We start from the raw sequence: 25,565 nt of genomic DNA, 5'->3' as shown, positions 1-25,565 counted from the left end.
GGATCACAGGCGTTCACTACCGGAGGAATCTGGTTGCTGTAAGCACCCATCAGGCGGGGGTGCCCAACAACGGACGAACCCGCTCTGGGGCCCAGGGCGGGTTCGTCGGGTACAGCCGGGTGCTACTCGGGAACGGTCGCCTCGAGTGCTGCCGGGGAGTCCTCGAGCTCCTTGGGAGCACCGTGTCCGACGAAGGTGAAGATCGCGTCCACGCCCTCGCCCTCGACGTCGATGTCGATCCGCTCGCCCGACTTGATCTCGCCGAACAGGATCTTCTCCGAGAGCTGGTCCTCGATCTCGCGCTGGATGGTGCGGCGCAGTGGCCGTGCCCCCATCGCGGGGTCGTAGCCACGGGTGGCGAGGAGGACCTTGGCCGCCGGGGTCAGGGCGATGGACATGCCCTTGTCCGCCATGCGTCCGCTCAGCCGCTCGAGGAACAGGTCGACGATCTCGACGATCTCGTCCTGCGTGAGCTGCGGGAAGACCACCGTGTCGTCGACACGGTTGAGGAACTCGGGCCGGAAGTGCTGCTTGAGCTCCTCCTGCACCTTGGCCTTCATCCGGTTGTAGCTCGTCGTGGTGTCGGTGCCGGACTGGAAGCCCGTCATGACGCCCTTCGAGATGTCACGGGTGCCGAGGTTGGTGGTCATGATGATCACCGTGTTCTTGAAGTCCACCATCCGGCCCTGGCTGTCGGTCAGGCGTCCGTCCTCGAGGATCTGCAGCAGCGAGTTGAAGAGATCGGCGTGCGCCTTCTCCACCTCGTCGAACAGCACCACGGAGAACGGCTTGCGGCGGACCTTCTCGGTCAGCTGGCCGCCCTCCTCGTAGCCCACGTACCCGGGAGGGGCACCGAAGAGCCGCGAGACGGTGTGCTTCTCGGAGTACTCGGACATGTCCAGCGTGATGAGGGCGTCCTCCTCGCCGAACAGGAACTCCGCGAGGGCCTTGGCGAGCTCGGTCTTGCCGACGCCGGTGGGGCCGGCGAAGATGAACGAGCCGCCCGGGCGCTTCGGATCCTTGAGGCCGGCCCGCGTACGGCGGATGGCCTGGGAGATGGACTTGATCGCCTCATTCTGCCCGATGACCCGCTTGTGCAGCTCGGCCTCCATGTTGAGCAGTCGCGAGGACTCGGCCTCGGTCAGCTTGAACACGGGGATGCCGGTGGAGTTCGCCAGTACCTCGGCGATGAGCTCCTCGTCCACCTCGGCGATGTCGTCGAGTCCGCCGGACTTCCAGCGGCGCTCCTTGTCGCTGCGCTCGTCGTGGAGCTTCTGCTCCTTGTCGCGCAGCGATGCGGCACCCTCGAAGTCCTGGGAGTCGATGGCCGACTCCTTCTCGCGCTTGACGTCCGCGATGCGGTCGTCGATCTCCTTCAGCTCCGGCGGGGCCGTCATCCGGCGGATACGCAGGCGCGCCCCCGCCTCGTCGATGAGGTCGATCGCCTTGTCCGGCAGGAAGCGGTCCGAGATGTAGCGCTCGGCCAGCGTCGCCGCGCTGGTCAGAGCGCCGTCGGTGATCGAGACGCGGTGGTGCGCCTCGTAGCGGTCGCGGAGGCCCTTGAGGATCTCGATCGCGTGGGCCACGGAGGGCTCGGCGACCTGGATGGGCTGGAAGCGGCGCTCGAGGGCGGCATCCTTCTCGATGTGCTTGCGGTACTCGTCGAGCGTGGTGGCGCCGATGGTCTGGAGTTCGCCACGCGCGAGCATGGGCTTCAGGATCGATGCGGCGTCGATGGCACCCTCGGCGGCACCCGCACCCACCAGGGTGTGGATCTCGTCGATGAACAGGATGATGTCACCCCGGGTGCGGATCTCCTTGAGGACCTTCTTCAGCCGCTCCTCGAAGTCACCGCGGTAGCGTGAGCCGGCCACGAGGGATCCGAGGTCGAGCGTGTACAGCTGCTTGTCCTTGATGGTCTCCGGGACGTCGCCGCGCACGATCGCCTGGGCGAGGCCCTCGACGACGGCGGTCTTGCCGACGCCGGGCTCGCCGATGAGGACGGGGTTGTTCTTGGTTCGGCGGGAGAGGACCTGCATGACGCGTTCCATCTCCTGCTCGCGCCCGATGACGGGGTCGAGCTTCGACTCGCGCGCCGCCTGCGTGAGGTTGCGGCCGAACTGGTCCAGCACCACCGAGCCGGCAGGAGTCCCCTCCTGCTGCGGACCGCCGGCGGCTGCCGGCTCCTTGCCCTGGTAACCGGACAGCAGCTGGATGACCTGCTGGCGGACACGGTTGAGGTCGGCGCCGAGCTTCACGAGGACCTGTGCGGCGACACCCTCACCCTCGCGGATGAGACCGAGCAGGATGTGCTCGGTGCCGATGTAGTTGTGGCCGAGCTGGAGTGCCTCCCGCAGGGAGAGCTCCAGTACCTTCTTGGCCCGGGGGGTGAAGGGGATGTGACCGGACGGGGCCTGCTGGCCCTGCCCGATGATCTCCTGCACCTGCTCCCTCACGGCGCCCAGCGAGATGCTGAGCGACTCGAGGGCCTTGGCGGCCACACCCTCGCCCTCGTGGATGAGGCCAAGCAGGATGTGCTCGGTGCCGATGTAATTGTGGTTGAGCATGCGGGCCTCTTCCTGGGCCAGCACAACAACTCGACGGGCACGATCTGTAAATCTCTCAAACATCAGACACACACTCCTAGCTAACGCGTATTTCGATGCTACGGGGCCGGAGTGCGCTTTGGGCGCGTGTTCGCCACAGGCGAGATAACGCCGGAGGGCTACCGCTCCGGCGTCCGGTGGGGGCGGTCAGCGCTGGGCGGCGCGGTAGGCCTCGACGATCTCGCTGTTGACGCGCCCGCGGGAGGAGACGTCGTAGCCGTTCTCCCTCGCCCACTCGCGGATCTGGGCGGCCTCCTGGTTGCGGGATGCTGCCGGCGCACCCGAGGTGTTCGACCGCTGCTTCGACTGGTTGCTGCGGCGTGCGGCACCCACGTAGTCGCCGAGCGCGGAACGGAGCTCCGAGGCGTGCGCCTCGGAGAGGTCGATCTCGTACTGCACGCCGTCCAGGCCGAAGCGCACGGTCTCGTCCGCCTCGCCGCCGTCGATGTCATCGATGAGAATGATCTTTACTTTCTGCGCCACAATGATCTCCTACTTTTTTCCTCGATATCGATGTCCCCAGAACGATTATGGGCCACAATTCAATCGAGGTCAAAGAAGGAGATTCAGCCGGGGTTTATTTCCTGGTCGCCTTTTTTATCGTCGGCTGATTCCCGACGGCGCGCGTCCTCTGCGTCCTGCAATTCCTCGGCATGCGCCATCGCCTCGCGTTCCGCACGGTCGGCATTGAATATGGCCTTGATCACGAAGTAGAACAGGATGGCCAGACAGGCGGACGGCAGGAGTACTGCGACATATTCCACGGCTACTGACCTGCCTCGGGCTTGAGAATGGGGAAGAGGATGGACTCGCGAATTCCCACGTTCGTGAAAAGCATCACGAGCCGGTCGATTCCGAGCCCGATGCCGCCCATGGGCGGAGCACCGTATTCGAGGGCCCGGAGGAAATCCTCGTCGAGCTGCATGGCCTCGTCGTCACCCGCGGCCGCCTGCCGGGACTGCTCCGTCAGCCGCTCACGCTGGATAACGGGGTCGATGAGCTCGGAGAACGCCGTGCCGCGTTCCATCCCGCCGATGATGAGGTCCCAGGCCTCGATGAGCTGCGGGTCCTCGCGGTGTGGCCGCGCGAGGGGCTGGGCCGAGGGGGGGTAGTCGTAGACGAAGGTCGGCTGGAGGAGGGTCGGCTCGACGATCTCGGAGAACAGCTCGAGGACCACCTTCTCCGCACCCCACGCCGGGTTGAGCTGGACCCCGTGGCGCTCCGCGACGGTGCGGAGTTCCTCCACCGCCGTGTCCGGGGTGATGTCCTGTCCCACGGCGGTCGAGAGGCCCGGGTACACGCCGAGCCAGGCCCAGTCGCCGTCGAGGTCGATCGTGCCCTTCGCCGTCTCGATGGTGCGGGAGCCGAGGAGGTCCGCGCAGGCGAGGATCATCTCCTTCATGCGGTCCGCCATGACGAACTGGTCCGCGTAGGCCTCGTAGCACTCGAGCATGGTGAACTCGGGGCTGTGCGTCGAATCGACGCCCTCGTTGCGGAAGATCCTGCCGATCTCGTAGACCCGGTCGATCCCGCCGACCACGGCACGCTTCAGGTACAGCTCGAGGGCGATCCGGAGCGTCATCTTCTGGTCGAACGCGTTGAGGTGCGTCTCGAAGGGGCGGGCCGTCGCGCCACCGTGCACGAGCTGGAGGATGGGGGTCTCCACCTCGATGTAGTCGTGGCGGTTGAGCGTCTCGCGCAGGGTCCGCGTGATGGCGGCGCGGGTCCGGACCATCTGGCGTGCTTCCTCGCGCACCATCAGGTCGACGTAGCGCTGGCGGACGCGCGTCTCCTCGTTCACCCCGGCGTGCAGCGTGGGCAGGGGGCGCAGCGCCTTCGACGCCATCGTCCAGGAGCCCGCCATGACGGACAGCTCGCCGCGGCGGGAGCTGATCACCTCGCCCTGCACCTGCACGTGGTCGCCGAGGTCCACGAGCGACTTCCACTCGGCGAGGCTGTCCGCGCCGATCTCGGCGAGGCTGAGCATGGCCTGGAGCCGGGTGCCGTCGCCCTCCTGCAGGGTGGCGAAGCACAGCTTGCCCGAGTTGCGGATGAACACCACGCGGCCGACGACGGCGACCTGGCGGCCGCTCGACTCGCCCGTGGCGAGATCGGCGAACTCCTCCCGCACCTCGGCGAGCGCATGCGTCCGCTCGGGCCGCACCGGGTAGGGCTCCATCCCGGCGTCGAGCAGGGCTGCGCGCTTCTGCAGCCGGAAGCGCATCTGCTCGTTGAGGTCGTCCAGGGGGAGGGTTTCGTCAAGGGTCACGGAAGACAAGTTTACGGCTCCCCGCGGGGCGGGCGGTGGGCCGTCCGGTGTGCGTCAGCCCACAGGCGGCAGGAAGGCGTTGTCGATGAGCCGGACGGCGCCCACCCGCGCGGCCACGACCGCGAGGGCGCTGGCCGGGCGCACGCCGTCGTCCCCCGCCGGCGCGAACGACGACGGGTCGACGATCTCCAGGTAGTCGAGGTCCACACCCTCCTCGGCGGCGACCTCTGCGCGGGCCGCGGGGAGGTCGAGGGGTGCACCCGTCCGGGCCCGGCTCCGCAGCGCCTCCAGCGCGCGCGGGAGGACCAGGGCCGCCCGGCGCTCGTCGGCACCGAGGAAGCGGTTGCGGCTGGAGAGGGCCAGGCCGTCGGCGTCGCGCACGATGGGGACGCCCTCGATGCGGACGGGCACGTCGAGGTCGAGCACCATGCGGCGGACGAGCGCGAGCTGCTGCGCGTCCTTCTCGCCGAAGTACGCGCGGTAGTCGGCTCCCGTGCCGGGCAGCCCGAGGTTGAGGAGCTTGGCGACGACGGTGAGCATGCCGTCGAAGTGGCCGGGCCGGGAAGCCCCCTCGAGCACGTCCCCCATGCGCCCGGCACTCAGGCGGACCAACGGCTCGCCGCCGGGGTACATGTCCTCGACGGACGGGGCGAAGACGACGTCGACGCCGCACCCGCCGAGGAGCCGGAGGTCGGCCTCGAGCGTGCGCGGGTAGCGCTCGAGGTCCGCCGGGTCGCCGAACTGCAGGGGGTTCACGAAGATGGACACGACGACGACGTCGTCGGCGTCCCGCGCGGTGCGGGCGAGCGTCGCATGGCCCTCGTGCAGGCCGCCCATGGTGGGCACGAGGCCGAGCGACGGCCGCCCGCCCTGCGCACGGGATCGGGCGTCGTCGAGGAGGGCGGTGGTCGCCGCGCGCAGCTCCGCAGGCGTGGAGACGAGGAGCGGGGTGGCCGGGCGTGGGTGGCCGGTCGGGGTCACGGGTGTCCTTCCGGGACGGAGGCGGGTGGTCTTCGGGCACGCGGTGCGGAAGGGGCCGGGGACGTCCGGCGTGCCTTCAGGGGTGTGTCTTCAGGGATGTGTCTTCAGGGATGTCAGGGCAGGATGTCCGGAGCGCCGCCGGGCGGCTCGTCGGCGGGGGTGTCGGCGAGCACGGCGAGGATGGCCTGGCCCTGCGCGGGCGAGAGGATGCCCCGCTCGAGGGCGCGCAGGGCCGTGGCTCGCGCCATGCCGAGGTAGGCCTGCCGGGTGTCGGGGGCTTCGTGGGATTCCAGCGCGGCCCGGTGGGCGCGGACCGTCCCGGCGTCACCCCGGGCCACGGGGCCCGTCAGGGCGCCCTCCCCGGACGACAGCGCGTTCTCGAGCGACGCCTTCATGAGGGGGCCGAGCAGCCGGTCGGGGTGCTGGACCCCGATGTCGGCCAGGAGCTGCGCGGACTGGGCCGTGATCGTCACGAGGTGGTTGGAGGCGTGGGCGAGGGCCGCGTGGTACAGCGCGCGGGACTCCTCCTCGATGACCACGGGCTCGGCCCCCATCTCGACCACGAGCGCCTGCGCGATCGGCAGCACCGCGGCGGGGGCGGTGATCCCGAACATGCAGTCGGACAGCCGCCCCAGGTCGAGGCTCAGCCCCGTGAACGTCATGGCCGGGTGGATGGCCAGGGGGATGGCGCCGGCCGCGCGGGCGGGCCCGAGGACGGAGGTACCGTAGCGGCCGGAGGTGTGCACCACGAGCTGCCCCGCCTGCCACGCGCCCAGCTGCGCGAGGCCCTCGACCAGCTCGGTCAGGGCGTCGTCCGGTACGGCGAGCAGCACCAGCTCGGCGCGCTCGATGACATCCGGGATCTCCAGCACGGGAACCCCGGGCAGGAGGTTCTCCGCGCGCTCCCGGCTCGCCTCGGACACGGCGGAGACGCCGACGACGGCGTGGCCCGCGGACCGCAGGGCCGCACCGAGGACGGCGCCCACCCTGCCGGCGCCGACGACGCCGACCCCGAGCCGTCCCGGGCGCCTCGAGGCGTCAGCGCCGGCCATCTGCGGGCTCCTCGCTCGGGGACGACGCCGGGACGTAGCGCGGCACGTCGGGCATGACCTCGCGGACGGGACCGGGAGCCGACCCGGAGCCCTCGACGGGCTCGGAGGTCCCCGGGGTCCCCGGGGTCCCCGGCGTCTCCGTGGTCCGGGGTGCGCCGAAAGCCTCCTGCATCCCTGGAGCTTCCGGTGTCCCTGAAGCCTCCTGCGTCCCTGAGGTCTCCGGGATCTCGGAGATCTCCGAGGGCCCGAGGGTCCCGGGGGCCCCGGGTGCGCCGAGCGGCTCCGGGGTTCCCGGGAGCCGGGTGCCCGGGATGGACGGTGTGGACGGGACCGCATCGGACCGACCGGAGACGAGGCCCCCCTCGCCGGATCGCCCCCCGTCGCCGTCCTGCGCGGCGCTGCCGCCACCGCCGCCCGGTCCGGGGAGGTCCGACAGGGGTGTCGGGGCGCCGCTGGGCATGCCGACCGGGAGGCCGGCGTCAGCACCGGCCGGGGGCCCGGCTACCGGGACGGGTTTCATCCACTGCTCGGGGCCGCTGCGGCGTCGCGCCTCCGCGGCCCGCTCCGCCTGGCCGTGGAAGAGCTGCCAGGCGGTGTCGGAGTCGGCGAGGAGCACCCTGGCGCTGACGGGCCCCGGCGTGGTCTGGAGCTGCAGGTCGGACACCCCGAAGCGCCGGTCCACGGGTCCCTGGTGGAGGGAGAGGGACTGGGTCCGCTCGTGCGGGACGACGACGAGCTGGCGCCACAGCACGCCGGAGCGCAGGAGCAGCGCCGTCCCCGTCACGGCGAAGCCGTTCCGGCGCCATGCGAGCGGCGCGAGCCACCGGGCACGGCGTGGCGTGGTGACGAATCCCTCGCCGCCGTCGCGGCCGGACATGCCCGCCGTGAAGACCTCGACGGGGCGCGGCGTCCCGGGATCGGGGAGCACCAGTGCGAGGGTCTGCAGCACCTCGTCGCGCGTCCCGACCGGCAGCAGGGTGGCGCGTGCCTGCCCCTCGCTGGAGACGGAGGCGCCGTACCCCGCCACGTTCACGGTGACCCGGTACCAGCCCTTGAACCGCCAGAGCGGCGGCTGCACGATGCTGAGTGCCTGCACCCGGCCGGGCGGGACGGTCTGCGCCCTGGTGTCCAGCAGGCCGTAGCGCATCCTGATGCCGTCCGGGGAGGTGGCGGCACGGAAGTTGTAGCCGGTGTTCAGGGCGGACCAGTAGCCGCCGACCACGCCGATGAGGATGGGGATGAAGGACGTCGCGATGATCGGTGTCTCGAAGACGACGCCGAGCGTCACGACGACGGCAGCCGCCACGACGAGCGCGACGGTCATGCCGGACAGGACGGCGGCGCCGATGACGCGGCCGGGCGGGATCGCCACCACCTCGCGCTCGGGAGCCTCGACGGCCTCCTCGGGGTGGTCGGGGTCGGCGTCCACCCCTGCCGCGCGGGCGAGGATCGTGGCGCGCAGCTTCTGGGCGTCGTCGAGCTTCAGGAAGGCGAGCCGGACGGCGGACTCGCCGGCGTCGGCCACCTCGAACTTGAGTTCGGCCAGGCCGAAGATGCGGGCGAGGAAGGGCTGGACGATGTCGATCGCCTGGACCCTGTCCAGCCTCGCCTGCCGCTGCTGGCGGAAGACGACGCCGGAGTGGACGCGCACGTGCTCGGCGGTCACCTGGTAGCGCGTGAAGTACCAGGAGACGAGGAAGGCACCGGCCACGAGGAGGACGGCGGCGAGGAGGATCCCGCCGGCGACCAGGACGCCGACGCCCTCGGGGAGGGGACCGCGCCCCCGGGTCTCCGCGGAGAACAGCCCCTCGAACCAGTCCCTGCCCACGAAGTAGAGGATCGCGACGAGCACGATCCAGCCGCGGACGAGCGGCGAGATGACGTGGACGCGCTGCCACGCGTCGGCTCCCGCACCGGTCACGCCGTCAGGCGCGGGCGGCGGCGTTCCGGAGGGACCGTTCGCCAGGGTCACAGCCCCGCCAGCCTGGCTTCTCCCCGCGCCGACAGCTGCTCGCGCAGGCGTGTGCCCTCCTCGGCCGGCAGCCCGGGGATGAGGGCGTTGGTGGCGGGAGAGGCGGTGTGGAGCTTCAGGGTGCAGATCCCGTAGGCACGTTCGAGGGGGCCGACGGCAACGTCGACGTACTGCATGCGGCCGTACGGGACCACGAGGGTGCGCTGGAAAAAGACGCCCTGGCGCACGAGGAGGTCGTCGTCGCGTTCGGCGTAGCCGATCGACGCGACCTGCCGCGGCAGCAGGAGACCGCGCCAGGCGGACAGGACCAGCACGACGGCGGGCAGCCCCCACGCGAGCCACACGGGCGGGAAGGAGTCCCAGACTCCCAGGAGGCGCAGCACCAGCGGGATACTCGCCAGGACGAGCCAGACCAGCGATCCGATGAGCCACCCGATGACCCTGACACGCAGGTACTTCGGCGACACCCTGGACCACTCGAGCCCGGACGGATCGATCGGTTCCCTACGCATATTCCCCCTCGCTGGAGCCCGCCGCGCCCGAGCCGTCGTCGTCGGGCGGGAGCCGGCAGAAGTCCTCGACGACCAATCCCACCATGATCATGATGATCCCACCCGCCATCAGGGCGGCCGAACCCCAGAGGGGCGCCGTGGCGGACCGCACCGGGAGGAGGGCCGCCTGGTCCACGAAGATGCCCGCGTGCCAGCCGAGGCTCAGCGCTCCGGCATACGCGCACGCCTGAGCGAGGACGAGGGTGCGGGTGGCCAGGATGGGGTCGAGCGGGCGGTCGTGGTCGCCGTTGCGCCAGCGGAGCACGCGCCGGCCGAAGACCAGGGTGATGCCGATGATGACCGCCGTCGTGACGAGCGACGTCAGGGGCAGGGTGGGTGTGCCGAAGCCGTTCCGCGTGGCGAGCCAGTTGACCAGCCAGCCGGCGAATCCGGCCACCAGGCCGACCAGGGCCAACCAGCGGAACCGAAGGGTGCTCACAGCGTCCTAGACTCCCTCGAAGGGCACCAGGCCCGCAAGGTCCTCGGCCTCCGCGGCGAGTTCCACCACGGGCCGGCCGGCCAGGACGGCCCCGGAGTCCATCCAGGCCCACGGCTGGAGGACGAAGGCCCGCGACGCCGCCCGCGGGTGCGGGATGGTCAGGGTCTCGTCGTCCGACGTCCAGGTGCCGTACGTGATGATGTCGACGTCGAGCGTCCGCGGCCCCCAACGCTCCGTGCGCTTGCGGTGGTGCCGTTCCTCCACGGCCCGGCAGTGCTCGAGGAGCTCGTACGGGCCGAGGTCCGTCTCGACCTCGATGACCATGTTGAGGTAGTCGGGCTGCTCGGGCCCGCCCACCGGCTTGGTCCGCACGACGGGCGAGACGCCGTGGAGGCGGACGTGGTCCGATTCCACGAGGTCGGCGACGGCGCGCACGAGGGTGTCGTTGCTGGCACCGAGGTTGCTGCCGAGGGCGAGCACGGACCGGACGGTGCCGCTCATGCCCGGCTCCTGCGCAACGTGACGGCCACGTCGCCGAAGGGCACCTCGATGGGTGCCTGCGGCTTGTGGACCGTGACGTCGACGGCGGCGACCGGGAAGGACCCGAGGACGGACGCCGCGATGGTCTCGGCGAGGGCCTCGATGAGGTCGAACGGCTCGCCCTCGATGATCCCGTGCACCAGGTCGGCGAGCTCCCCGTAATGGGCGGTCCGCGCGAGGTCGTCGCTCGTCCCGGCCGGCTGCAGGTCGAGGTGGAGGACGATGTCGACGACGAAGGGCTGCCCGTCGCGGCGCTCGTGGTCGAAGACACCGTGGTAGCCCGTCGCGGTGATGCCCCTCAGCGTGACCACGTCGAGGTCCCCGGACGGTGAGCCGGGGCGGCCGGGAGGGGCCTGGACCGTCACGGGCGCGGGCCGGTGGCGGCGGCGACCTTGACGGCGTCGAGCGTCGCGGCCGGGTCGTGGACACGCACGCCCCACGCGCCGCCTGCGGCGGCGAGGGTCGCGACGGCGAGCGAGGCGGATCCGCGCTCGTCGGGCGTCGCGGCCTTCCCGGCGGACGTCAGCAGCGTGCCGAGGAAGCGCTTGCGGGATGCCCCCACGAGTACACGGTGGCCCATCCCGGTGAAGGCGTCCAGGTGCCGGAGGATGGCCCAGTTGTGCTCGTCGGTCTTGGCGAAGCCCAGTCCCGGATCGAGGATGATCCGGTCCGCGGGAACGCCGGCCGCGACGAAGCGGTCCCGCAGGGCGGCGAGCTCCGCGGCCACCTCGGCGACGACGTCGTCGTACTCCGCCAGGCCGTCCATGGTGGCGGCGGTCCCCCGGCGGTGGGTCAGGATGTAGGGCACGCCGCGTTCCGCGACCAGGGCGGGCATCGCGGGATCGAGTTCGGCGCCGGAGATGTCGTTGATGATGGCGGCTCCGGCGTCGAGGGCCTGCCGCGCCGTCTCCGCGTGCATGGTGTCGATGCTGACGAGGGCTCCCGCCTTCACGAGCGCCGCGATCACGGGCAGGACGCGCGCGAGCTCCTCCTCGACCGGCACCTCCCGGGCGTTGGGCCGCGTGGACTCGCCGCCGACGTCGATGATGTCCGCGCCGCCGTAGTGCATCCGGAGGCCGTGGCCGATGGCGTCGTCCGTGCCGGCGTACCTGCCGCCGTCGCTGAACGAATCCGGGGTGACGTTGAGGATCCCCATGACGACCGCGCGGTCCGAGGGCAGGTCCCGCAGGGTCTTGGCCGCGCGGACCGGCCGGATGACAGGCAGCGGCGAGGTGGCCGGCCCTGTCCCGGGCGCTGCTGCGAGAGAATCCATCTGGGTGGTCCTACCTTCCGAGTATGAGGCTCATGGCCTCGGCGCGCGTCGCCGTCTCGCGGATCTGGCCGCGGACGGCGGACGTGACGGTCTTCGCGCCGGGCTTCCGTACCCCGCGCATCGACATGCACATGTGCTCGCATTCGATGACGACGATCGCGCCCTTGGGTTTCAGGTGTTCCATCATCGCATCGACGATCTGCGTCGTCAGCCGCTCCTGGATCTGGGGCCTGCGGGCGTAGACCTCGACGAGCCGTGCCAGCTTGCTGAGGCCGGTCACGCGGCCGTCCACCGAGGGGATGTAGCCGATGTGGGCGGACCCGTGGAACGGTACCAGGTGGTGCTCGCACGTCGAGTAGAACGGGATGTCCTTCACCAGGACGAGCTCCTGGTGGTCCAGGTCGAAGGAGGTCGAGAGGACCTCGCCCGCGTCCTGGTGGAGGCCGGAGAACATCTCGGCGTACGCCTTCGCGACTCGCTTCGGGGTCTCGAGGAGGCCGTCGCGATCAGGGTCCTCGCCGATGGCCGCCAGGATCTCCCGGACCGCCCGCTGGATGCGGAGCTGATCGACGGGTGATCCGGTGGCGACCAGGGCGGCGTCCACCACTTCGTCGTCGAAATCTGTCACGGGTCATCTCCCCTTCGTTGGCACGGCCGCCGGCCCTCTGGCCGGCGGCGTCCTGCGGACTAGCTGTCCCGTGTCTCGCGGGAGCCCTCGTTCGACGCGGGCGAAGGGAGCTCCGAGCCGTGGACGTCGAAGCCGCCGGGGAGGTCAGCGTCGGCGATCTGGTCCTGCGGGGCGACGGACTCCGGCGCGGGCCGGCCGCTCTCCAGCGCCTCGGCACGCTCCTTCGCCGAGGTGACGGGGGGCAGGGAGTGCACGGGGCGGGTCTGCTTGGACAGCCACACCTCGCGCAGCTCGCGCTGTCGGACGGCGGAGAACACCTCGGCGATCTCGGCCTGGTTGAGGGTCTCGCGCTCGAGCAGTTCGAGGGCGATACGGTCGAGGACGTCGCGGTTCTCGGTGAGGATCTGGTACGCCTCGTCGTGGGCGTTGTCGATCAGGCGGCGTACCTCCTCGTCGACCACGAGGGCGATCTGGTCGGAGTAGTCGCGGTCGCTGCCCATGTCGCGGCCGAGGAACGGCTCGCCGGCGCCCTGTCCGAGCTTCACCGCGCCGATGCGCTCGCTCATGCCGTACTGGGTGACCATCTTCCGCGCGGTGCCGGTGGCCTTCTCGATGTCGTTCGAGGCGCCCGTGGAGGGGTCGTGGAAGACGATCTCCTCGGCGACGCGGCCGCCCATCGCGTAGGCGAGCTGGTCGAGCAGCTCGTTCCTCGTCACCGAGTACTTGTCATCGCTCGGCATGACCATGGTGTAGCCCAGGGCGCGTCCACGGGGCAGGATGGTCACCTTGGTCACCGGGTCCGTGTTGCGCAGGGCCGCGGCAACGAGGGCGTGGCCTCCCTCGTGGTAGGCGGTGATCTTCCGCTCGAGTTCCTTCATCACGCGGCTGCGCTTCTGCGGGCCGGCGATGACGCGGTCGATGGCCTCGTCGAGTGCGCGGTCGTCGATCAGCTGCGCGTTCGAACGGGCCGTGAGGAGCGCGGCCTCGTTGAGGACGTTCGCGAGGTCGGCACCGGTGAAGCCCGGTGTCTTCTTCGCGACGCCCTTCAGGTCCACGCCGGACGCCATCGGCTTGCCCTTGGAGTGCACGGAGAGGATGTGCTCGCGGCCCCTCATGTCCGGCGCCTCGACGCCGATCTGGCGGTCGAAGCGGCCGGGGCGCAGGAGCGCCGGGTCGAGGACGTCGGGGCGGTTGGTCGCCGCGATGAGGATCACGTTGGTGGTGGCGTCGAAACCGTCCATCTCGACCAGGAGCTGGTTGAGGGTCTGCTCGCGCTCGTCGTTGCCGCCGCCCACGCCGGCACCGCGGTGGCGTCCGACGGCGTCGATCTCGTCCACGAAGATGATGGCGGGCGAGTTGTTCTTGGCCTGCTCGAAGAGGTCGCGGACGCGGGAAGCGCCGACGCCGACGAACATCTCGACGAAGTCGGACCCGGAGATGGAGTAGAAGGGGACGCCCGCCTCGCCGGCGACCGCGCGGGCGAGGAGGGTCTTGCCGGTCCCGGGAGGCCCGTACAGGAGGACGCCCTTCGGGATCTTGGCGCCGAGGGCCTGGAACTTCGCGGGTTCCTGGAGGAACTCCTTGATCTCCAGCAGTTCCTCGACGGCCTCGTCGGCGCCGGCGACGTCGTTGAAGGTCACCTGCGGCATGTCCTTGTTGATGAGCTTGGCCTTGGACTTGCCGAACTGCATGACCTTCGACCCGCCGCCCTGCATGCGGCTGAGGAGGAACCAGAAGATGACGCCGAGGATGAGGATCGGGAAGATCAGGCCGGCGAGGCTCAGCAGCCAGTTGCTCTCGGCGGGCTGGTCGGTGAAGCCGTCCGTGTCCGAGGTGTTGATGGCGTCGACGACACCCTCGGCGCGCGCGGAACTGTAGAAGAACTGGACGCTCTTGCCCTTGTCCTCGTAGTCGTCGCGGAGGGTGAGGTCCACACGCTGCTCGCCGTCGTAGATCTTGGCCTGCGAGACCTGGTCATCTTCGAGGAGCTGGAGCCCGACGTTGGTGTCGACGCGGGAGCTTCCGGTGCCGAAGAGGCTCGGGAGGACCAGCAGGAGAGCCACGACCCCCAGGACGATCCAGAAGATGGGCCCCTTGAAGATGTTCTTGAATTTCATTCGTCTCAGGGCAGCAAGCCCTGTCCCTCCTGCTGATGCAAGTAAAAATATGCCGGCGCATTGCCGTGCGGGTGCCAGATGAGCACCTCAACATATACACCGTTCCAGATTCACCACGCGCACATCGGGCCGATAGTTCCCTCTTGGCGTAGTACCCGCGTGCGGCGAGGGACCCGCTATTCGTAGACGTGCGGTGCGAGGGTACCGATGAAATCGAGGTTGCGGTACTTCTCCGCGAAGTCGAGGCCGTAGCCGACGACGAATTCATTGGGGATGTTGTAGCCCACGTACTTCACGTCGATCTCCACCTTCGCGGCGTCCGGCTTGCGCAGGAGCGTGCAGATCTCGACCGACGCGGGACCCCGCGACAGGAGGTTCGCCTTGAGCCAGGACAGCGTCAGGCCGGAGTCGATGATGTCCTCGGCGATCAGGACGTGCTTGCCCATGAGGTCCGTCTCGAGGTCTTTGATGATCCTCACGACGCCCGAGGACTGCGTACCGGACCCGTAGGACGACACGGCCATCCAGTCCATCGTGATGTGGGAGTGGAGCGCGCGGGCGAGATCCGCCATCACCATGACGGCACCCTTGAGGACGCCGACGAGGAGGATGTCCCGGCCCTGGTAGTCGGCGTCGATCTGCTGTGCCAACTCCTCGATCCGCTGCTGGATCTCCTCCTTGGTGTAGAGGACGTGCTTGAGGTCCGACCGGACGTCGTTGGAATCCACCGATTACTCCTGGGTTGCACGGCGTGAGTGCATCACGCCGGGGCCATCGTTGCTGCCATTGTTACCAAGGACAAGATTGCCATAGCTTGCATCCCCGCGGAGAACAGCGCGTCCGCGCACCTGGCGGTGGACGCTCACCTTCCCGCCCAGCTGCACCGGTCCGGCGGACCCTTTCCTCTCCAGCAGCGACTCCGCCGCGCGGAGCCGTTCGAAGCTCGGCTGGAACGCGCCGAGCTCGAGGGCCGCGAGGGCGAGGACGCGTTGCCGCAGTGCCGCGGGCAGCCCCCGCAGGCCGTCCTCCGGCAGCAGGATCGAGCCGTCGTCGCCGGGAAGCCGCAGCGAGGCGTACGCCTCGGCGCTCAGTTGTTCGAGGAGGTCCGCGTCCTGCCCGAGGATGCGGGCGGTCCGCGCGAGCGCCGGGGCGATCCCCGGCCCGAGCCGGTCCTCGAGGAACGGCAGCACCTCGCCGCGCACGCGGGAGCGGGCGAAGGCGGGGTCGAGGTTGGACGGATCGTGCCAGGGCTCGAGCCCGTAGAAGTCGCAGATGGCCTCGGTCTCCGCGCGGCGGAGCTCGAGGAAGGGGCGGACGTAGAGGCCACGGCGTGCTGGCATCCCGGCGAGGGAGCGCGTGCCGGAACCGCGGGCGAGGCCGAGCAGGACCTGCTCCGCCTGGTCGTCGAGAGTGTGCCCGAGCAGCACGGCGGCGGCTCCGAGGCGCGCGGCGGCGGCGTCGAGCGCCGCATACCGGGCGCTCCGGGCCGCGGCCTCCGGACCCATGCCGTCGCCGTCCACCGCGACCCGGTGCACCTCGACGGGATCGAGGCCGAGGCCCCGTACCACGGCCGCTGCCTGCTCCGCCGTCGCGGCACTGCCGGGCTGGAGTCTGTGGTCGACGACGACGGCGCCGACCCGGCAACGCCCCGTGGAGGCCAGGTGCGCGGCCACGGCCGCGAGCGCGAGGGAATCGGGGCCGCCGCTGCATGCGACGAGGACGAGGGGGAGCTCCTTCGACGGCGGAGCGACGCCGGGACTCCCGGACGGGCTGCCGCGGCCCTCCGGCGACTTGTCCGAACCGCGTCCGCGTCGCGGCGCGGGTTCGGCGAGGATCCCGCCGAGTCCTGCCACCAGCAGGTTGCGGGCCGTGCCGACCGCGGGAAGCAGCCGCGGCCGTCTAGCCACGGCGCAGGCTCATCCTGTCGATCCATTCGTCGGGTGCGTGGATCTCCTGCTCGGTGGGCAGGTGCGATGCCGATTCCCACACCGCGTTGAAGCCCTCCATGCCGGTCTGGCTGACGACCCTCCTGACGAACTTCGAGCCGTCGCTGTACTGGCGCATCTTGGCGTCGAGGCCCATGAGCTGCCGGATCACCTTCTCCAGCGGACCGCGGGACTTCCCGCGGGCGTTGAAGCGGCGGCGGATGGTCTTGACCGACGGCACGATGCTCCCGTCCACGCCGTCCATCACGACGTTCGCATGGCCCTCGAGCAGGCTCATGACCGCGGTGAGGTGGGAGAGGCGGGCCTTGTCGTCGGGATCCTGGAGGATCGACAGCACCCCCATGTCCTGCGACGGTGTGTCCGCCGTCGTGCCCTCGCCGCGTGCGCGTGCCTTCGCGGCCGTGATGTTCTTCACGGCTGCCCCGAGCCGGTCGGAGAGCGAGTCGGCCTTGTCGATGAGCCCCGAGGTCAGCTCCCCGATGTGGCCGGTCATGTGGTCCTTCAGCCAGGGCGCGGCGGCGAACTGCACGCGGTGCGTCTGCTCGTGGAGGCACACCCAGAGGCGGAAGTCGGACGGGTCGACGTTGAGTTCCCGCTCGACCGAGATGATGTTCGGCGCCACGAGCATGAGCCGCCCCCCCTGCCCGTTGCGCGAGGGCACGAACGGGTCGTACTGGCCCAGCACCTTGCTGGAGAGGAACGCGAGGATGGCGCCGAGCTGGGCGCCCGTGACCGTTCCGCCGAGGACCAGGGACGCGGACTTGAGGACCTCGGGGCGCGACGACGCGAGCTGGTCCAGCGCGGGTTCCATGAGGGTGCGGAAGCTCTGCGAGTTGGCCTTCGCCCAGGAGGCGCGGTCGACGATCAGCAGTTCCGAGTCGCGGAGGTCCCGCGCGGCGTCGAGCCGGGAGATGGCGTGGACGTGGCCCACCGACGCGTCGGCGAGCTCGCGCATGTTCTGGACGGCACGGGCGATGTCGGCGGGTTTCATGGTGGGCCCGGCGGGAGTCAGGGACGCTGCGGTCGAGGCCGCGACGTCCCAGTTGACCAGCTGCGGGCGGGGGGTTGCGGACTCGTTCCTGGACATGCGCCTATTCGATCACATCCCGCTGACGGAGGCTCCCAGCCGTCGGCGGACCGGTGGCCGGGCAGAAGTGTGCGGGGTGACTGTGGTGCGTCGCCTTCGGGCCGGTCCGCCGCGCCGGGTGCCCGGACCCGGGGGAACGCCCCACCGGCTCTGTGCTGCCGCGCCGGGTGCCCCTCCCCGACTGGAGGGCTGCCGCGCCGGGTGCCCCGGTCAGCGGGGGGACGCCCCACCCGGACTAGCGGCAGCCGCATCCTGCGAGGACGGCGGCCGCGCCGTCCGCGGCGGCCCGCGCCTCGACCGTGTTCCCCTCGAGTCCCAGCGCCAGGAAGGAGAACACGAGCAGGCGTCCGTCCGCCGTGACCACGTGCCCGGAGAGCCCTGTGACGGCGTTCAGCGTCCCGGTCTTCGCGCGGACCACGCCCGCACCCGCCCGGGCCGGACCGTCGTCGACCGTGAAACGGGTCGCGAGGGTGCCGGTCGCACCGGCGATCGGCAGGGACTGCGCGACGGCGGCGAGCCCCGGCTCGTCGGAGGTGGTGGTCCCGCGGACCAGCACCGCGAGTTGTTCCGGCGAGACCGCGTTGCGGACGGACAAACCCGCCGCGTCCCCCACGAGGAGCCCCTCCTGCGGGACCCCGAGCCGGCCGGCCGCGGCGGTGAGCGCCTCGGTGGCTCCCCCGAAGGACGCCGGGCGCCCGCTGGCGAGGGCGGCGACGCGCGCCAGCGCCTCGGCCAGGTAGTTGTCCGAGATCTCCAGCATCCGGCGCATCTGCTCCTCCAGCGGCGCAGACTCCACGGCGGCCAGCGGCTCGGCGTCCTCCGGCGCGACGGACCGCTGCACGTCGGGACGGACCGTGATGCCGCGCTCCGCGGCGGCGGTGACGAGGGCCGCGGTGAACGTCCGGGCAGCATCGAGGGCCGCGTCCTGCGAGCGCGGGCCACCGGACCGTCCCTCCTCGACCCACGCCGAGTTGATCGCGAGCGCGTGGAGCGGGGCGATATCGCCGGCCTGGATGTCGCCCGCAGCCCAGGTGGGGTTCAGGCTCGCTCCCTCGAACTGGGAGTCGTCGAGGTGCACCGAGTACGGCCCGGAGCCCTCCGGGAGGGCGGCGGCCGTGTCGGCGGCGAGCGTGCCGAGGCCCGCGCGCCCGACGACGGCGCCGGGGTCGGAGGGACCGGACCCGAGGAGGACGTCGCCGCCGCCATGGAGGAAGAGGGTTCCGGCCCTGGTGTCGGAGGCGAGGACCGACGTCGTGAGCGTGCTCCCGGGCCGACCGAACGTCATCGAGGCGACGGCCGTAAACAGCTTGATGTTGGAGGCCGGGGCTTGCACACGGCCGGCGTCCCGCGCGTACAGGACCGTGCCGTCCGACGAGTCGACGACGGTCCCCGCGAAGCTGCCGGGGCCCGCCAGCTGCAGGGCCGCCTCGAGCTGCGGACCGAGCACCGCAGGGTCGGGGGCGGGCGCCGACGGCGGGAGCGGGGTCACGACGTCGGGGACGGCCACCGCCGTGGGCGGGATCTGCAGCGCAGGGGTGACGGGCGGCTCGACCGGCGCGGGCGGGTGGACGGCGGCCAGGACGCCCGGCACGAGATGGGTGGCCAGGGGAACCGCGAGCGCCACCATGACCAGGACGAGGAGGAGACCGGTCAGCAGGCGGAGCGGGCGCACACGGTGTCCTTTCTCAAGCTCTCACGGGCAGCACCGAATCCACGGCGAAATGCTCGGGTACCGGCGGCCGACCGATATGTTAGGGCTGACGATTAACAGTAGACCGGCGCGGCGCCCTTCCCCGGAGGGCGCGGCCGCGGCCTGTCACCCCCGGACCTATCCCAGGAGTTGCCATGAAGCTCGACGTCACCATCGAGATCCCGAAGGGCTCGCGCGTCAAGTACGAGATCGACCACGACACCCACCGGCTGCGCCTCGACCGGGTCCTGTTCACGTCGATGCAGTACCCCACGCACTACGGCTACTTCGAGAACACGCTGGGCGAGGACGGCGATCCGCTGGACGCGCTGGTGCTGCTCCAGGACTTCGACCTGATCCCGGGCGTCCTCGTGGAGTCCCGCCCCATCGGCGTCTTCAACATGACCGACGACGGCGGCGGGGACGCGAAGGTCCTCTGCGTGCCCGTGGATGCGCGCTTCGACCACATCAGGGAGCTGTCGGACGTGTCCGACTTCCTGCTCGACGAGATCAAGCACTTCTTCACGAAGTACAAGGACCTCGAGCCGGGCAAGTGGGTGGAGGCCGCCGACTGGGCCGGCCGCGAGGAGGCCGAGGCCGAGGTCGAGGCGTCCCTCAAGCGTTTCCAGGAGATCGGCGAGGGCAGCGCCCACGACGAGCCGCAGGGCCGTTCCGTCGCCGTCGAGGCCGACAACGCGACGGTCACGCCCGAGGGCCGCTAGCACCACGGGCATCCGCCACGGAGCTCCCGCAGGTCTCGCGACTGCGGGAGCTCCGTCGTCTCCGGGAGCCTTGTCGTCTCGAGGAACTCTGGCGTCTCCGGGCGCTCCGACGTCTCCCGGTCCGCCGTCGCTCCGGTCGGGCCGGGCCGGTGCAGGACGTCGTCCACACCCGACCTGACGCGCGGAATCAACGCAAAGCGGTTGATCCGCGGGCTCCGCGCCCATACTTGACGCATGTCCTACGTCCTGACCATCAACCAGCGTGATTCGCGGGAGGTGGGCGACCTCACGGGCGACCTGCTCCGGGCCCTGCGCCACCTGCCCGCCGTGGTCCCGTTCCAGCGCTCCGTCGGCGACGAGGTCCAGGGCGTGGTGGACTCGGCCACGACGGCGGTGGAGGCGGCGCTGCGGGCCGTGCGGTACCGGCGCTGGCACGTCGGGATCGGCGTCGGCGGCCTCACTCCCCCGGTCCCCGAGCGGATCGTCGACGCCGAGGGCTACGGGCTGGTGTACGCGCGGCGGGCCGTGAACCGGGCGCGGAAGACCGGTGAGCGGATCCCCCTCGCGGTCGAGGGGCCCGACGGCGAGATCGCCGCGGAGGCGGAGGCCGTCCTCCGGCTGCTGGGGCAGATCGTCTCCACGCGCACCGACGCCGAATGGACCGTCCTCGACCTCATGACGCCGGGCGCGCGGGGGCAGCAGAAGTACGTGGCGCAGGAACTCGGCATCACGACGCAGGCCGTGAGCCGCGCCGTCGTCCGCTCGCACTGGATGGAGGAGTGGGCGACGCGCCCGGCCGCCGCGCGCCTGCTGGACCTCACCGGGGGGCCGGTGTCGCTCCCCGCAGCGAGCCTCGCCTACGAGCGGGCCGCCACCACGCCCGGCGCCGAACGGGTGCGCTGACGGGTGCGCTGGCGGGCGGTGTCAGACGAGGGAGCGCAGGACCTTCGCGGCGCCGTCGTCGAACACGCTGCCGGTGACCTCCGACGCGACGGAGCGGACCTCGTCGGGGGCCTGTCCCATCGCGACCCCGCGCCCGGCCCACTGGAGCATCTCGATGTCGTTGCGGCCGTCGCCGATGGCGACGGTGAGGTCCTGGTCCGTGCCGAGCCGCCGCCGGAGGGCCTCGAGGGCGGTGGCCTTCGTGACGCCGGAGGCGGCGATGTCCAGCCAGGCCGTCCAGCCCACCGAGTAGGTCACGCCGTGGAGTCCGATCGACGCGACGGCCGCGCCGAACTCCTCCGCGGAACTGTCGGTGCTGAAGACGACGACACGCACCGCGCGGCTCTCGAGCATCTCCTCGAAGTCCACGCTCTGCGCCTCGGAGCCGAAGCTCGCGTCCTGGAAGCTCTCGGTGGACAGGAAGCGGCCGCGGTCGTCCTCGAGGGCGTACTTGGCGGAGGGGAGCCGTTCACGGAGGGCCAGGAGGGCGGGCTTCGGGTCGAACGTGACGCGGTCGAGGACCTCGAAGCCCTCGGCCAGCGTGGTGTCGATCCTCAGCGTCACGCCGCCGTTGGAGCACACCGCGTGGCCGCGGGTGATGCCGAGCAGTTCGATGACCGGCAGTGTGGCGCCGAGGGAGCGGCCCGTGGCGATGATGACGTCGTGCCCGGCATGGACCACCGCCCGCACCGAATCACGCACCTCCTCCGTCATGGAGCCCTCGTGGTCCACGAGGGTGCCGTCGACGTCGAGGGCGACGAGGTGGTGCTTGCGGTTCTCCTGCCGGTCGTCCCCGCCGCCGAGGTTGCTCAAGGTACTCATACTTCAGTGAACCAGACGTCCGGGGCGCCCTGCTAGCGCGGCGCCAATACCGGGAACGTCTCCATCCCGTTGAGATACGGACGCAGGGCGGCCGGCACCGTGACGGAGCCGTCGGGGTTCTGGTGGTGTTCGAGGATCGCGACGATCCAGCGCGTGGTCGCGAGCGTGCCGTTGAGGGTCGCAACGGCACGGGTGCCCTTCTGCCCCTCGCCCTCCTGGCGCTCGCGGATGTTCAGCCGCCGGGCCTGGAAGGTGGTGCAGTTCGACGTCGAGGTCAGCTCGCGGTAGTCGCCCTGTGTCGGGACCCACGCCTCGCAGTCGAACTTCCGGGCGGCGGACATCCCGAGGTCGCCCGCGGCGGTGTCGATGACGCGGTAGGGCAGCTCGACCTTCGCGAGCATCTCCTCCTCCCAGGCGAGCAGGCGCTCGTGCTCGGCGGCGGCCTCCTCGACGGTCGTGTACGTGAACATCTCCACCTTGTTGAACTGGTGGACGCGGATGATCCCGCGGGTGTCCTTGCCGTGCGAGCCGGCCTCGCGGCGGTAGCAGGAGGACCAGCCCGCATAGCGGACGGGGCCCGCGGTGAGGTCGATGATCTCGTCCGAGTGGTACCCGGCGAGCGCGACCTCGGAGGTGCCCACGAGGTACAGGTCGTCGGCCTCGAGCCGGTAGATCTCGGCGTCGTGTGCGATGTCGAAGCCGGTGCCCTGCATGGTCTCGGGACGCACGAGGGTGGGGGTGATCATCGGGACGAAGCCGGCCGTGACGGCCTGGTCCATGGCCATCTGCAGCAGGGCGAGCTCCAGCCGGGCGCCGACGCCCTTCAGGAAGTAGAAGCGTGATCCCGAGACCTTGGCGCCGCGCTCCATGTCGATCGCCCCGATCAGCTCGCCGATCTCGAGGTGGTCGCGGGGCTCGAAGCCCTCGGCGGCGAAGTCCCGCGGCGTGCCGACCTTCTTGACGACCACGTAGTCGTCCTCGCCGCCCTCGGGCACGCCGTCCTGCACGAGGTTCGGCAGCCTGCGCACCAGCGCCTCCTGCTCGGACTTGGCCTCCTCGGACCCGGCCGCAGCCACCTTGACGGCCGCCGCGAGCTCCTTCACCTCGGTCAGGAGTGCCTGCTTCTCCTCGCCCCTGGCCCGGGCCACCTTCTTGCCGAAGGCATTCTGCTCGGCGCGCAGCGTCTCGTAGGACGTGACCGCCTCACGCCGCCGGGCGTCGGCCGCGAGGACGGCGTCGATGAGCGACTCGTCCGCCCTGCGGGCACGCTGCGATGCTCGGAACTGCTCGGGATTCAGGCGGAGGTCGTTGACGTCGATCACACGGTCAAGACTACCCAAGCCCGCGGACCCGCCGATCCCGGCCGGGCGTGCCGCTAGTGTGGATGACCATGCGCCGCAAACTGCTTGCCGGGACCGCGGCGGCGTCCGCCGCCGTCGCGTCCGTCCAGAGCTACTGGTCGGTCCGGCGGCTGCACCAGACCCGGACGCCCACCGCCTCCGTCGACGAGCCCGTCGCGGTGGAGCCGGGACCGCAGCGCGTCGCCCTCGTGCTCAATCCGTCGAAGCTGCAGGCGGGCGCGACGCGCGCCCTCGTCGAGCAGGCCTGCTCCGACGCCGGCTGGGATCCTCCCCTCGTGCTCGAGACGACCATCGCGGACCCGGGCACCGGCCAGGCCGAGCAGGCGCTCCAGGCCGGGGCCGACGTCGTCCTCGCGGCCGGCGGCGACGGCACCGTGCGCGCCGTGGCGCAGGCCCTCGCGCACCGCCCGGCGGCCCTCGGCCTCCTGCCGCTCGGCACCGGGAACCTGCTCGTGCGGAACCTGGGCCTGCCGTACAACGACATCGCCGGGTGCCTCCGCGTCGCCCTGCACGGCCACGAGCGGCGTATCGACATGGCGAGGATCAGCCTGCGCAACGACTCCACACAGGCCTCGTCGGAGCATCCGTTCCTGGTCATGGGCGGCGTGGGCTTCGACGCGAGCGTGATGACCGACGCGAAGCAGGACCTCAAGGACCGCTTCGGGTGGCTCGCGTACAGCGAGGCGGGCGTCCGCCACCTCCCGGGCCGGCGGCGCCGGATCTCGATCAGCCTGGACGGCCAGCCGCCCCAGAGCCGGAAGGTCCGCAGCCTGCTGGTGGCGAACTGCGGGAAACTGCCGGCGGGCGTCGACTTCGTCCCGGATGCCCTGATCGACGACGGCTACCTGGACGTGGTGGTGCTCAGCCCGCGCAGCCTCCTCGGCTGGACGTGGATGGCCGCGAAGATCCTCCTGCGGCACCGCGGCGGCATCCCGGTGCTCAGCTACTACCGCGCCCGCGAGGTGTCGGTGTGGTCGGGCGACCCGATCGCCACCCAGCTCGACGGCGACCCGTCCGGGTCCGTGTCCTCGATGACGGCCCGCGTGGACCCGCACGCACTGAGGGTCCGGGTGCCGGCGTCGGCACCCGGACCCTCGGGCCTGCCGGCGTCACGTCCGGCGGCCGCGCGCCGTTCCTAGCGCGGGGTCGGCTCCGTCCTAGCGGTCCTTGTCCGTGTAGCCGCCCTGGCCCTCGGGCTCCTCGACGAGGGGCTTGTCCTTGTCGGTGTACTCGCCCTCCTCGGCAGGGTCCTGGGCGGAGGTGTAGCCGCCGGAGCCGCCGGCGGGCTCGGCGCTCGTGTAGCTGCTCTCCTCGGCGGCGCCGTCGGAGGTGTCGCGATCGGCGTGGCCGGCCTGCTGTTCGATGAGGGCCTGCTCCTCCGCGAAACGGACGTCGTTGCCCTGGTCGCCCATGTCGCCGCGCCAGTTCGGATCCGACGTCGACCCGTCACCCTCGTTGGGGTTCACGATGTGTCCTCCATGAGCGTTCTCGGTCATGATTCTGCCTTTCGTCGAAGGATGCGCTCCTCGTTGGGCGCCCGCTGCCAGCGTACTGACGAACGGGATGGTTGGAAATGCGCGGGCTCAGTCGCGCAGGAGTTCCTGGACGGCCTTCTCGGAGGCCGAGTAGGTGGTGATCGGGATGACCTCGCCGCTCATGAAGCGGTCCACGAGCCTCGGGTCCACGTAGGAGCTCCGGGCCACGGTGGGGGTGTTGCCGAGGTGGTCGGCGACGGCCTTCATGGTCGCGGTGACGGCTTTCTGGCGGGCCGTGCGGCTCGTGGCCTTGATGTCCTCCTTGGCGAGGGCCATCGCGGCGACGACCGTGGCCTGCCAGGTCCTGAAGTCCTTGGCCGTGAACGGTCCGCCGGTGACCTGGCGGAGGAACTCGTTGAGCAGTGACCCGTCCACGTGGTGCCACTTGCCGTCGTCGCTCTGGTACGCGAGCACGGTGTCGGCGTCCTCGCGCTCCATCATGGGCCGCAGCGCGCCGGCGAGGTCCTCGTCCTCGAGGAGGGTGTCCCAGTGCTGTCCGCTCTTGCCGGGGAAGTCGAACGCCACGGTGTGCCCGTCGATGCTGCAGTGCTCCACGAGGAGCGTGGTCACACCGAAGGACCCGTTGGCCTCCGCGTACTGCGCGGATCCGATCCGGAGGGCGCCCGAGTCGACGATCCGCAGCGCCGCGGCGAAGGCGCGTTCCCGCGAGAGCCCGTCACTGCGCAGGTGCTGCGTGATGGCGCGACGGGCGCTCGGCAGCTTGGCGCCGAAGTCCAGCGCACGGTCGAACTTCTCGCGGTCCTTCTGCTCCCGCCAGGCCGGGTGGTACATGTACTGGCGCCGCCCGGCGTCGTCGGTGCCGATCGCCTGCACGTGCCCGTTGGGGTACGGCGCGATCCAGACGTCCTTCCACGCGGGCGGGATCACGAGGTCCCGGATCCGTCCGAGCTCGTCGCGGTCCTGCAGCAGGTCGCCGTTGGGGGCCCGGTAGCTGAAGCCCTTGCCGTGGCGGCGTCGGGTGATGCCGGGCCGGCGCGTGTTGCTGCGGCGCAATCGAGCCATCGTGGAACC

The 25,565-nt window shown here is 70.9% G+C and carries 25 protein-coding genes; 3 read left to right on the top strand and 22 right to left on the bottom strand.

Features of this window, described 5'->3' with window-relative positions; genetic code table 11:
* Nucleotides 1-122 precede the first annotated feature (122 nt).
* The 18 genes from ACX80K_RS09625 to dacB all read right to left on the bottom strand — a co-directional run bounded on the left by ACX80K_RS09625 (nt 123) and on the right by dacB (nt 19,133).
* A complete protein-coding gene (locus ACX80K_RS09625) occupies nt 123-2,630 on the bottom strand; it encodes an ATP-dependent Clp protease ATP-binding subunit (protein WP_459271638.1) in 2,508 nt (835 codons plus the stop codon).
* A gap of 123 nt (nt 2,631-2,753) precedes the next feature.
* Complete coding sequence (locus ACX80K_RS09620; RefSeq protein ID WP_459271637.1) at nt 2,754-3,089, bottom strand: histone-like nucleoid-structuring protein Lsr2; 336 nt, start codon at nt 3,087-3,089, stop codon at nt 2,754-2,756.
* Nucleotides 3,090-3,172: 83 nt separating this feature from the next.
* Complete coding sequence (locus ACX80K_RS09615) at nt 3,173-3,370, bottom strand: hypothetical protein (RefSeq protein WP_459271636.1); 198 nt, start codon at nt 3,368-3,370, stop codon at nt 3,173-3,175.
* 2 nt (nt 3,371-3,372) lie between these two features.
* Entirely contained in the window at nt 3,373-4,875 is a 1,503-nt protein-coding gene (gene lysS, locus ACX80K_RS09610) for a lysine--tRNA ligase (RefSeq protein WP_459271635.1), read from the bottom strand.
* A 54-nt stretch (nt 4,876-4,929) separates the two neighbouring features.
* Nucleotides 4,930-5,856 (bottom strand): pantoate--beta-alanine ligase, encoded by a 927-nt coding sequence (gene panC, locus ACX80K_RS09605; RefSeq protein ID WP_459271634.1) that lies wholly within the window; start codon nt 5,854-5,856, stop codon nt 4,930-4,932.
* A 113-nt stretch (nt 5,857-5,969) separates the two neighbouring features.
* Nucleotides 5,970-6,908 carry a Rossmann-like and DUF2520 domain-containing protein gene (locus tag ACX80K_RS09600; RefSeq protein ID WP_459271633.1) on the bottom strand — a complete coding sequence of 313 codons (939 nt, stop codon included), beginning with the start codon at nt 6,906-6,908 and terminating at the stop codon, nt 5,970-5,972.
* Entirely contained in the window at nt 6,895-8,880 is a 1,986-nt protein-coding gene (locus ACX80K_RS09595) for a PH domain-containing protein (protein ID WP_459271632.1), read from the bottom strand. Before ACX80K_RS09595 ends, ACX80K_RS09600 begins: the two co-directional genes overlap by 14 nt.
* Complete coding sequence (locus ACX80K_RS09590; protein WP_459271631.1) at nt 8,877-9,392, bottom strand: PH domain-containing protein; 516 nt, start codon at nt 9,390-9,392, stop codon at nt 8,877-8,879. Before ACX80K_RS09590 ends, ACX80K_RS09595 begins: the two co-directional genes overlap by 4 nt.
* Nucleotides 9,385-9,870, bottom strand: a complete 486-nt coding sequence (locus ACX80K_RS09585; protein ID WP_459271630.1) for a DUF3180 domain-containing protein — start codon at nt 9,868-9,870, stop codon at nt 9,385-9,387. Before ACX80K_RS09585 ends, ACX80K_RS09590 begins: the two co-directional genes overlap by 8 nt.
* A 6-nt stretch (nt 9,871-9,876) precedes the next feature.
* Entirely contained in the window at nt 9,877-10,371 is a 495-nt protein-coding gene (gene folK, locus ACX80K_RS09580) for a 2-amino-4-hydroxy-6-hydroxymethyldihydropteridine diphosphokinase (protein ID WP_104181124.1), read from the bottom strand.
* Nucleotides 10,368-10,775: a dihydroneopterin aldolase gene (gene folB, locus ACX80K_RS09575; RefSeq protein ID WP_459271629.1), complete on the bottom strand. Its 408-nt coding sequence runs from the start codon at nt 10,773-10,775 to the stop codon at nt 10,368-10,370. The genes folK and folB overlap by 4 nt, the downstream gene beginning before the upstream one ends.
* Nucleotides 10,772-11,683 carry a dihydropteroate synthase gene (gene folP, locus ACX80K_RS09570; protein WP_459271628.1) on the bottom strand — a complete coding sequence of 304 codons (912 nt, stop codon included), beginning with the start codon at nt 11,681-11,683 and terminating at the stop codon, nt 10,772-10,774. Before folP ends, folB begins: the two co-directional genes overlap by 4 nt.
* A gap of 10 nt (nt 11,684-11,693) precedes the next feature.
* Nucleotides 11,694-12,311 carry a GTP cyclohydrolase I FolE gene (folE, locus tag ACX80K_RS09565; RefSeq protein WP_459271627.1) on the bottom strand — a complete coding sequence of 206 codons (618 nt, stop codon included), beginning with the start codon at nt 12,309-12,311 and terminating at the stop codon, nt 11,694-11,696.
* A 59-nt stretch (nt 12,312-12,370) separates the two neighbouring features.
* On the bottom strand, nt 12,371-14,428 hold the full coding sequence (ftsH, locus tag ACX80K_RS09560) for an ATP-dependent zinc metalloprotease FtsH (protein ID WP_459271626.1): 2,058 nt from the start codon (nt 14,426-14,428) through the stop codon (nt 12,371-12,373).
* A gap of 176 nt (nt 14,429-14,604) precedes the next feature.
* Complete coding sequence (gene hpt / locus ACX80K_RS09555; RefSeq protein WP_459271625.1) at nt 14,605-15,156, bottom strand: hypoxanthine phosphoribosyltransferase; 552 nt, start codon at nt 15,154-15,156, stop codon at nt 14,605-14,607.
* A gap of 3 nt (nt 15,157-15,159) precedes the next feature.
* The gene (tilS, locus tag ACX80K_RS09550) at nt 15,160-16,335 is read right to left on the bottom strand and encodes a tRNA lysidine(34) synthetase TilS (protein WP_459271624.1); all 1,176 of its coding nucleotides are present in this window, start codon (nt 16,333-16,335) and stop codon (nt 15,160-15,162) included.
* Entirely contained in the window at nt 16,328-17,461 is a 1,134-nt protein-coding gene (locus tag ACX80K_RS09545) for a zinc-dependent metalloprotease (protein WP_459271623.1), read from the bottom strand. The genes tilS and ACX80K_RS09545 overlap by 8 nt, the downstream gene beginning before the upstream one ends.
* A 235-nt stretch (nt 17,462-17,696) precedes the next feature.
* Nucleotides 17,697-19,133 carry a D-alanyl-D-alanine carboxypeptidase/D-alanyl-D-alanine endopeptidase gene (gene dacB / locus ACX80K_RS09540; RefSeq protein ID WP_459271622.1) on the bottom strand — a complete coding sequence of 479 codons (1,437 nt, stop codon included), beginning with the start codon at nt 19,131-19,133 and terminating at the stop codon, nt 17,697-17,699.
* A 173-nt stretch (nt 19,134-19,306) separates the two neighbouring features.
* Between dacB and ACX80K_RS09535 the strand changes: the two genes are divergently transcribed.
* Nucleotides 19,307-19,873: an inorganic diphosphatase gene (locus tag ACX80K_RS09535; RefSeq protein WP_459271621.1), complete on the top strand. Its 567-nt coding sequence runs from the start codon at nt 19,307-19,309 to the stop codon at nt 19,871-19,873.
* A 234-nt stretch (nt 19,874-20,107) separates the two neighbouring features.
* Complete coding sequence (locus ACX80K_RS09530; RefSeq protein WP_459271620.1) at nt 20,108-20,776, top strand: hypothetical protein; 669 nt, start codon at nt 20,108-20,110, stop codon at nt 20,774-20,776.
* A gap of 21 nt (nt 20,777-20,797) precedes the next feature.
* Here ACX80K_RS09530 and ACX80K_RS09525 read toward each other — a convergent pair whose 3' ends face one another.
* Both ACX80K_RS09525 and serS read right to left on the bottom strand, forming a co-directional pair.
* Nucleotides 20,798-21,637 (bottom strand): HAD family hydrolase, encoded by an 840-nt coding sequence (locus ACX80K_RS09525; RefSeq protein ID WP_459271619.1) that lies wholly within the window; start codon nt 21,635-21,637, stop codon nt 20,798-20,800.
* 32 nt (nt 21,638-21,669) lie between these two features.
* The gene (gene serS, locus ACX80K_RS09520; RefSeq protein WP_459271618.1) at nt 21,670-22,959 is read right to left on the bottom strand and encodes a serine--tRNA ligase; all 1,290 of its coding nucleotides are present in this window, start codon (nt 22,957-22,959) and stop codon (nt 21,670-21,672) included.
* A 68-nt stretch (nt 22,960-23,027) separates the two neighbouring features.
* On the opposite strand from serS, the gene ACX80K_RS09515 reads away from it, so the two are divergent.
* A complete protein-coding gene (locus ACX80K_RS09515; RefSeq protein ID WP_459271617.1) occupies nt 23,028-24,137 on the top strand; it encodes a diacylglycerol/lipid kinase family protein in 1,110 nt (369 codons plus the stop codon).
* 18 nt (nt 24,138-24,155) lie between these two features.
* Here the strand turns inward: ACX80K_RS09515 and ACX80K_RS09510 are convergent, their stop codons facing one another.
* Both ACX80K_RS09510 and ACX80K_RS09505 read right to left on the bottom strand, forming a co-directional pair.
* Nucleotides 24,156-24,494: a hypothetical protein gene (locus ACX80K_RS09510; protein ID WP_459271616.1), complete on the bottom strand. Its 339-nt coding sequence runs from the start codon at nt 24,492-24,494 to the stop codon at nt 24,156-24,158.
* Nucleotides 24,495-24,581: 87 nt separating this feature from the next.
* Nucleotides 24,582-25,556, bottom strand: coding sequence for a DNA topoisomerase IB (locus ACX80K_RS09505; protein ID WP_459271615.1), 975 nt, complete (start codon nt 25,554-25,556; stop codon nt 24,582-24,584).
* Nucleotides 25,557-25,565: the final 9 nt, after the last annotated feature.

The sequence above is a fragment of the Arthrobacter sorbitolis genome (assembly GCF_054510995.1).
The sequence above is the reverse complement of the archived record's forward strand: the minus strand, read 5'-3'. Positions and strand labels throughout refer to the sequence as shown.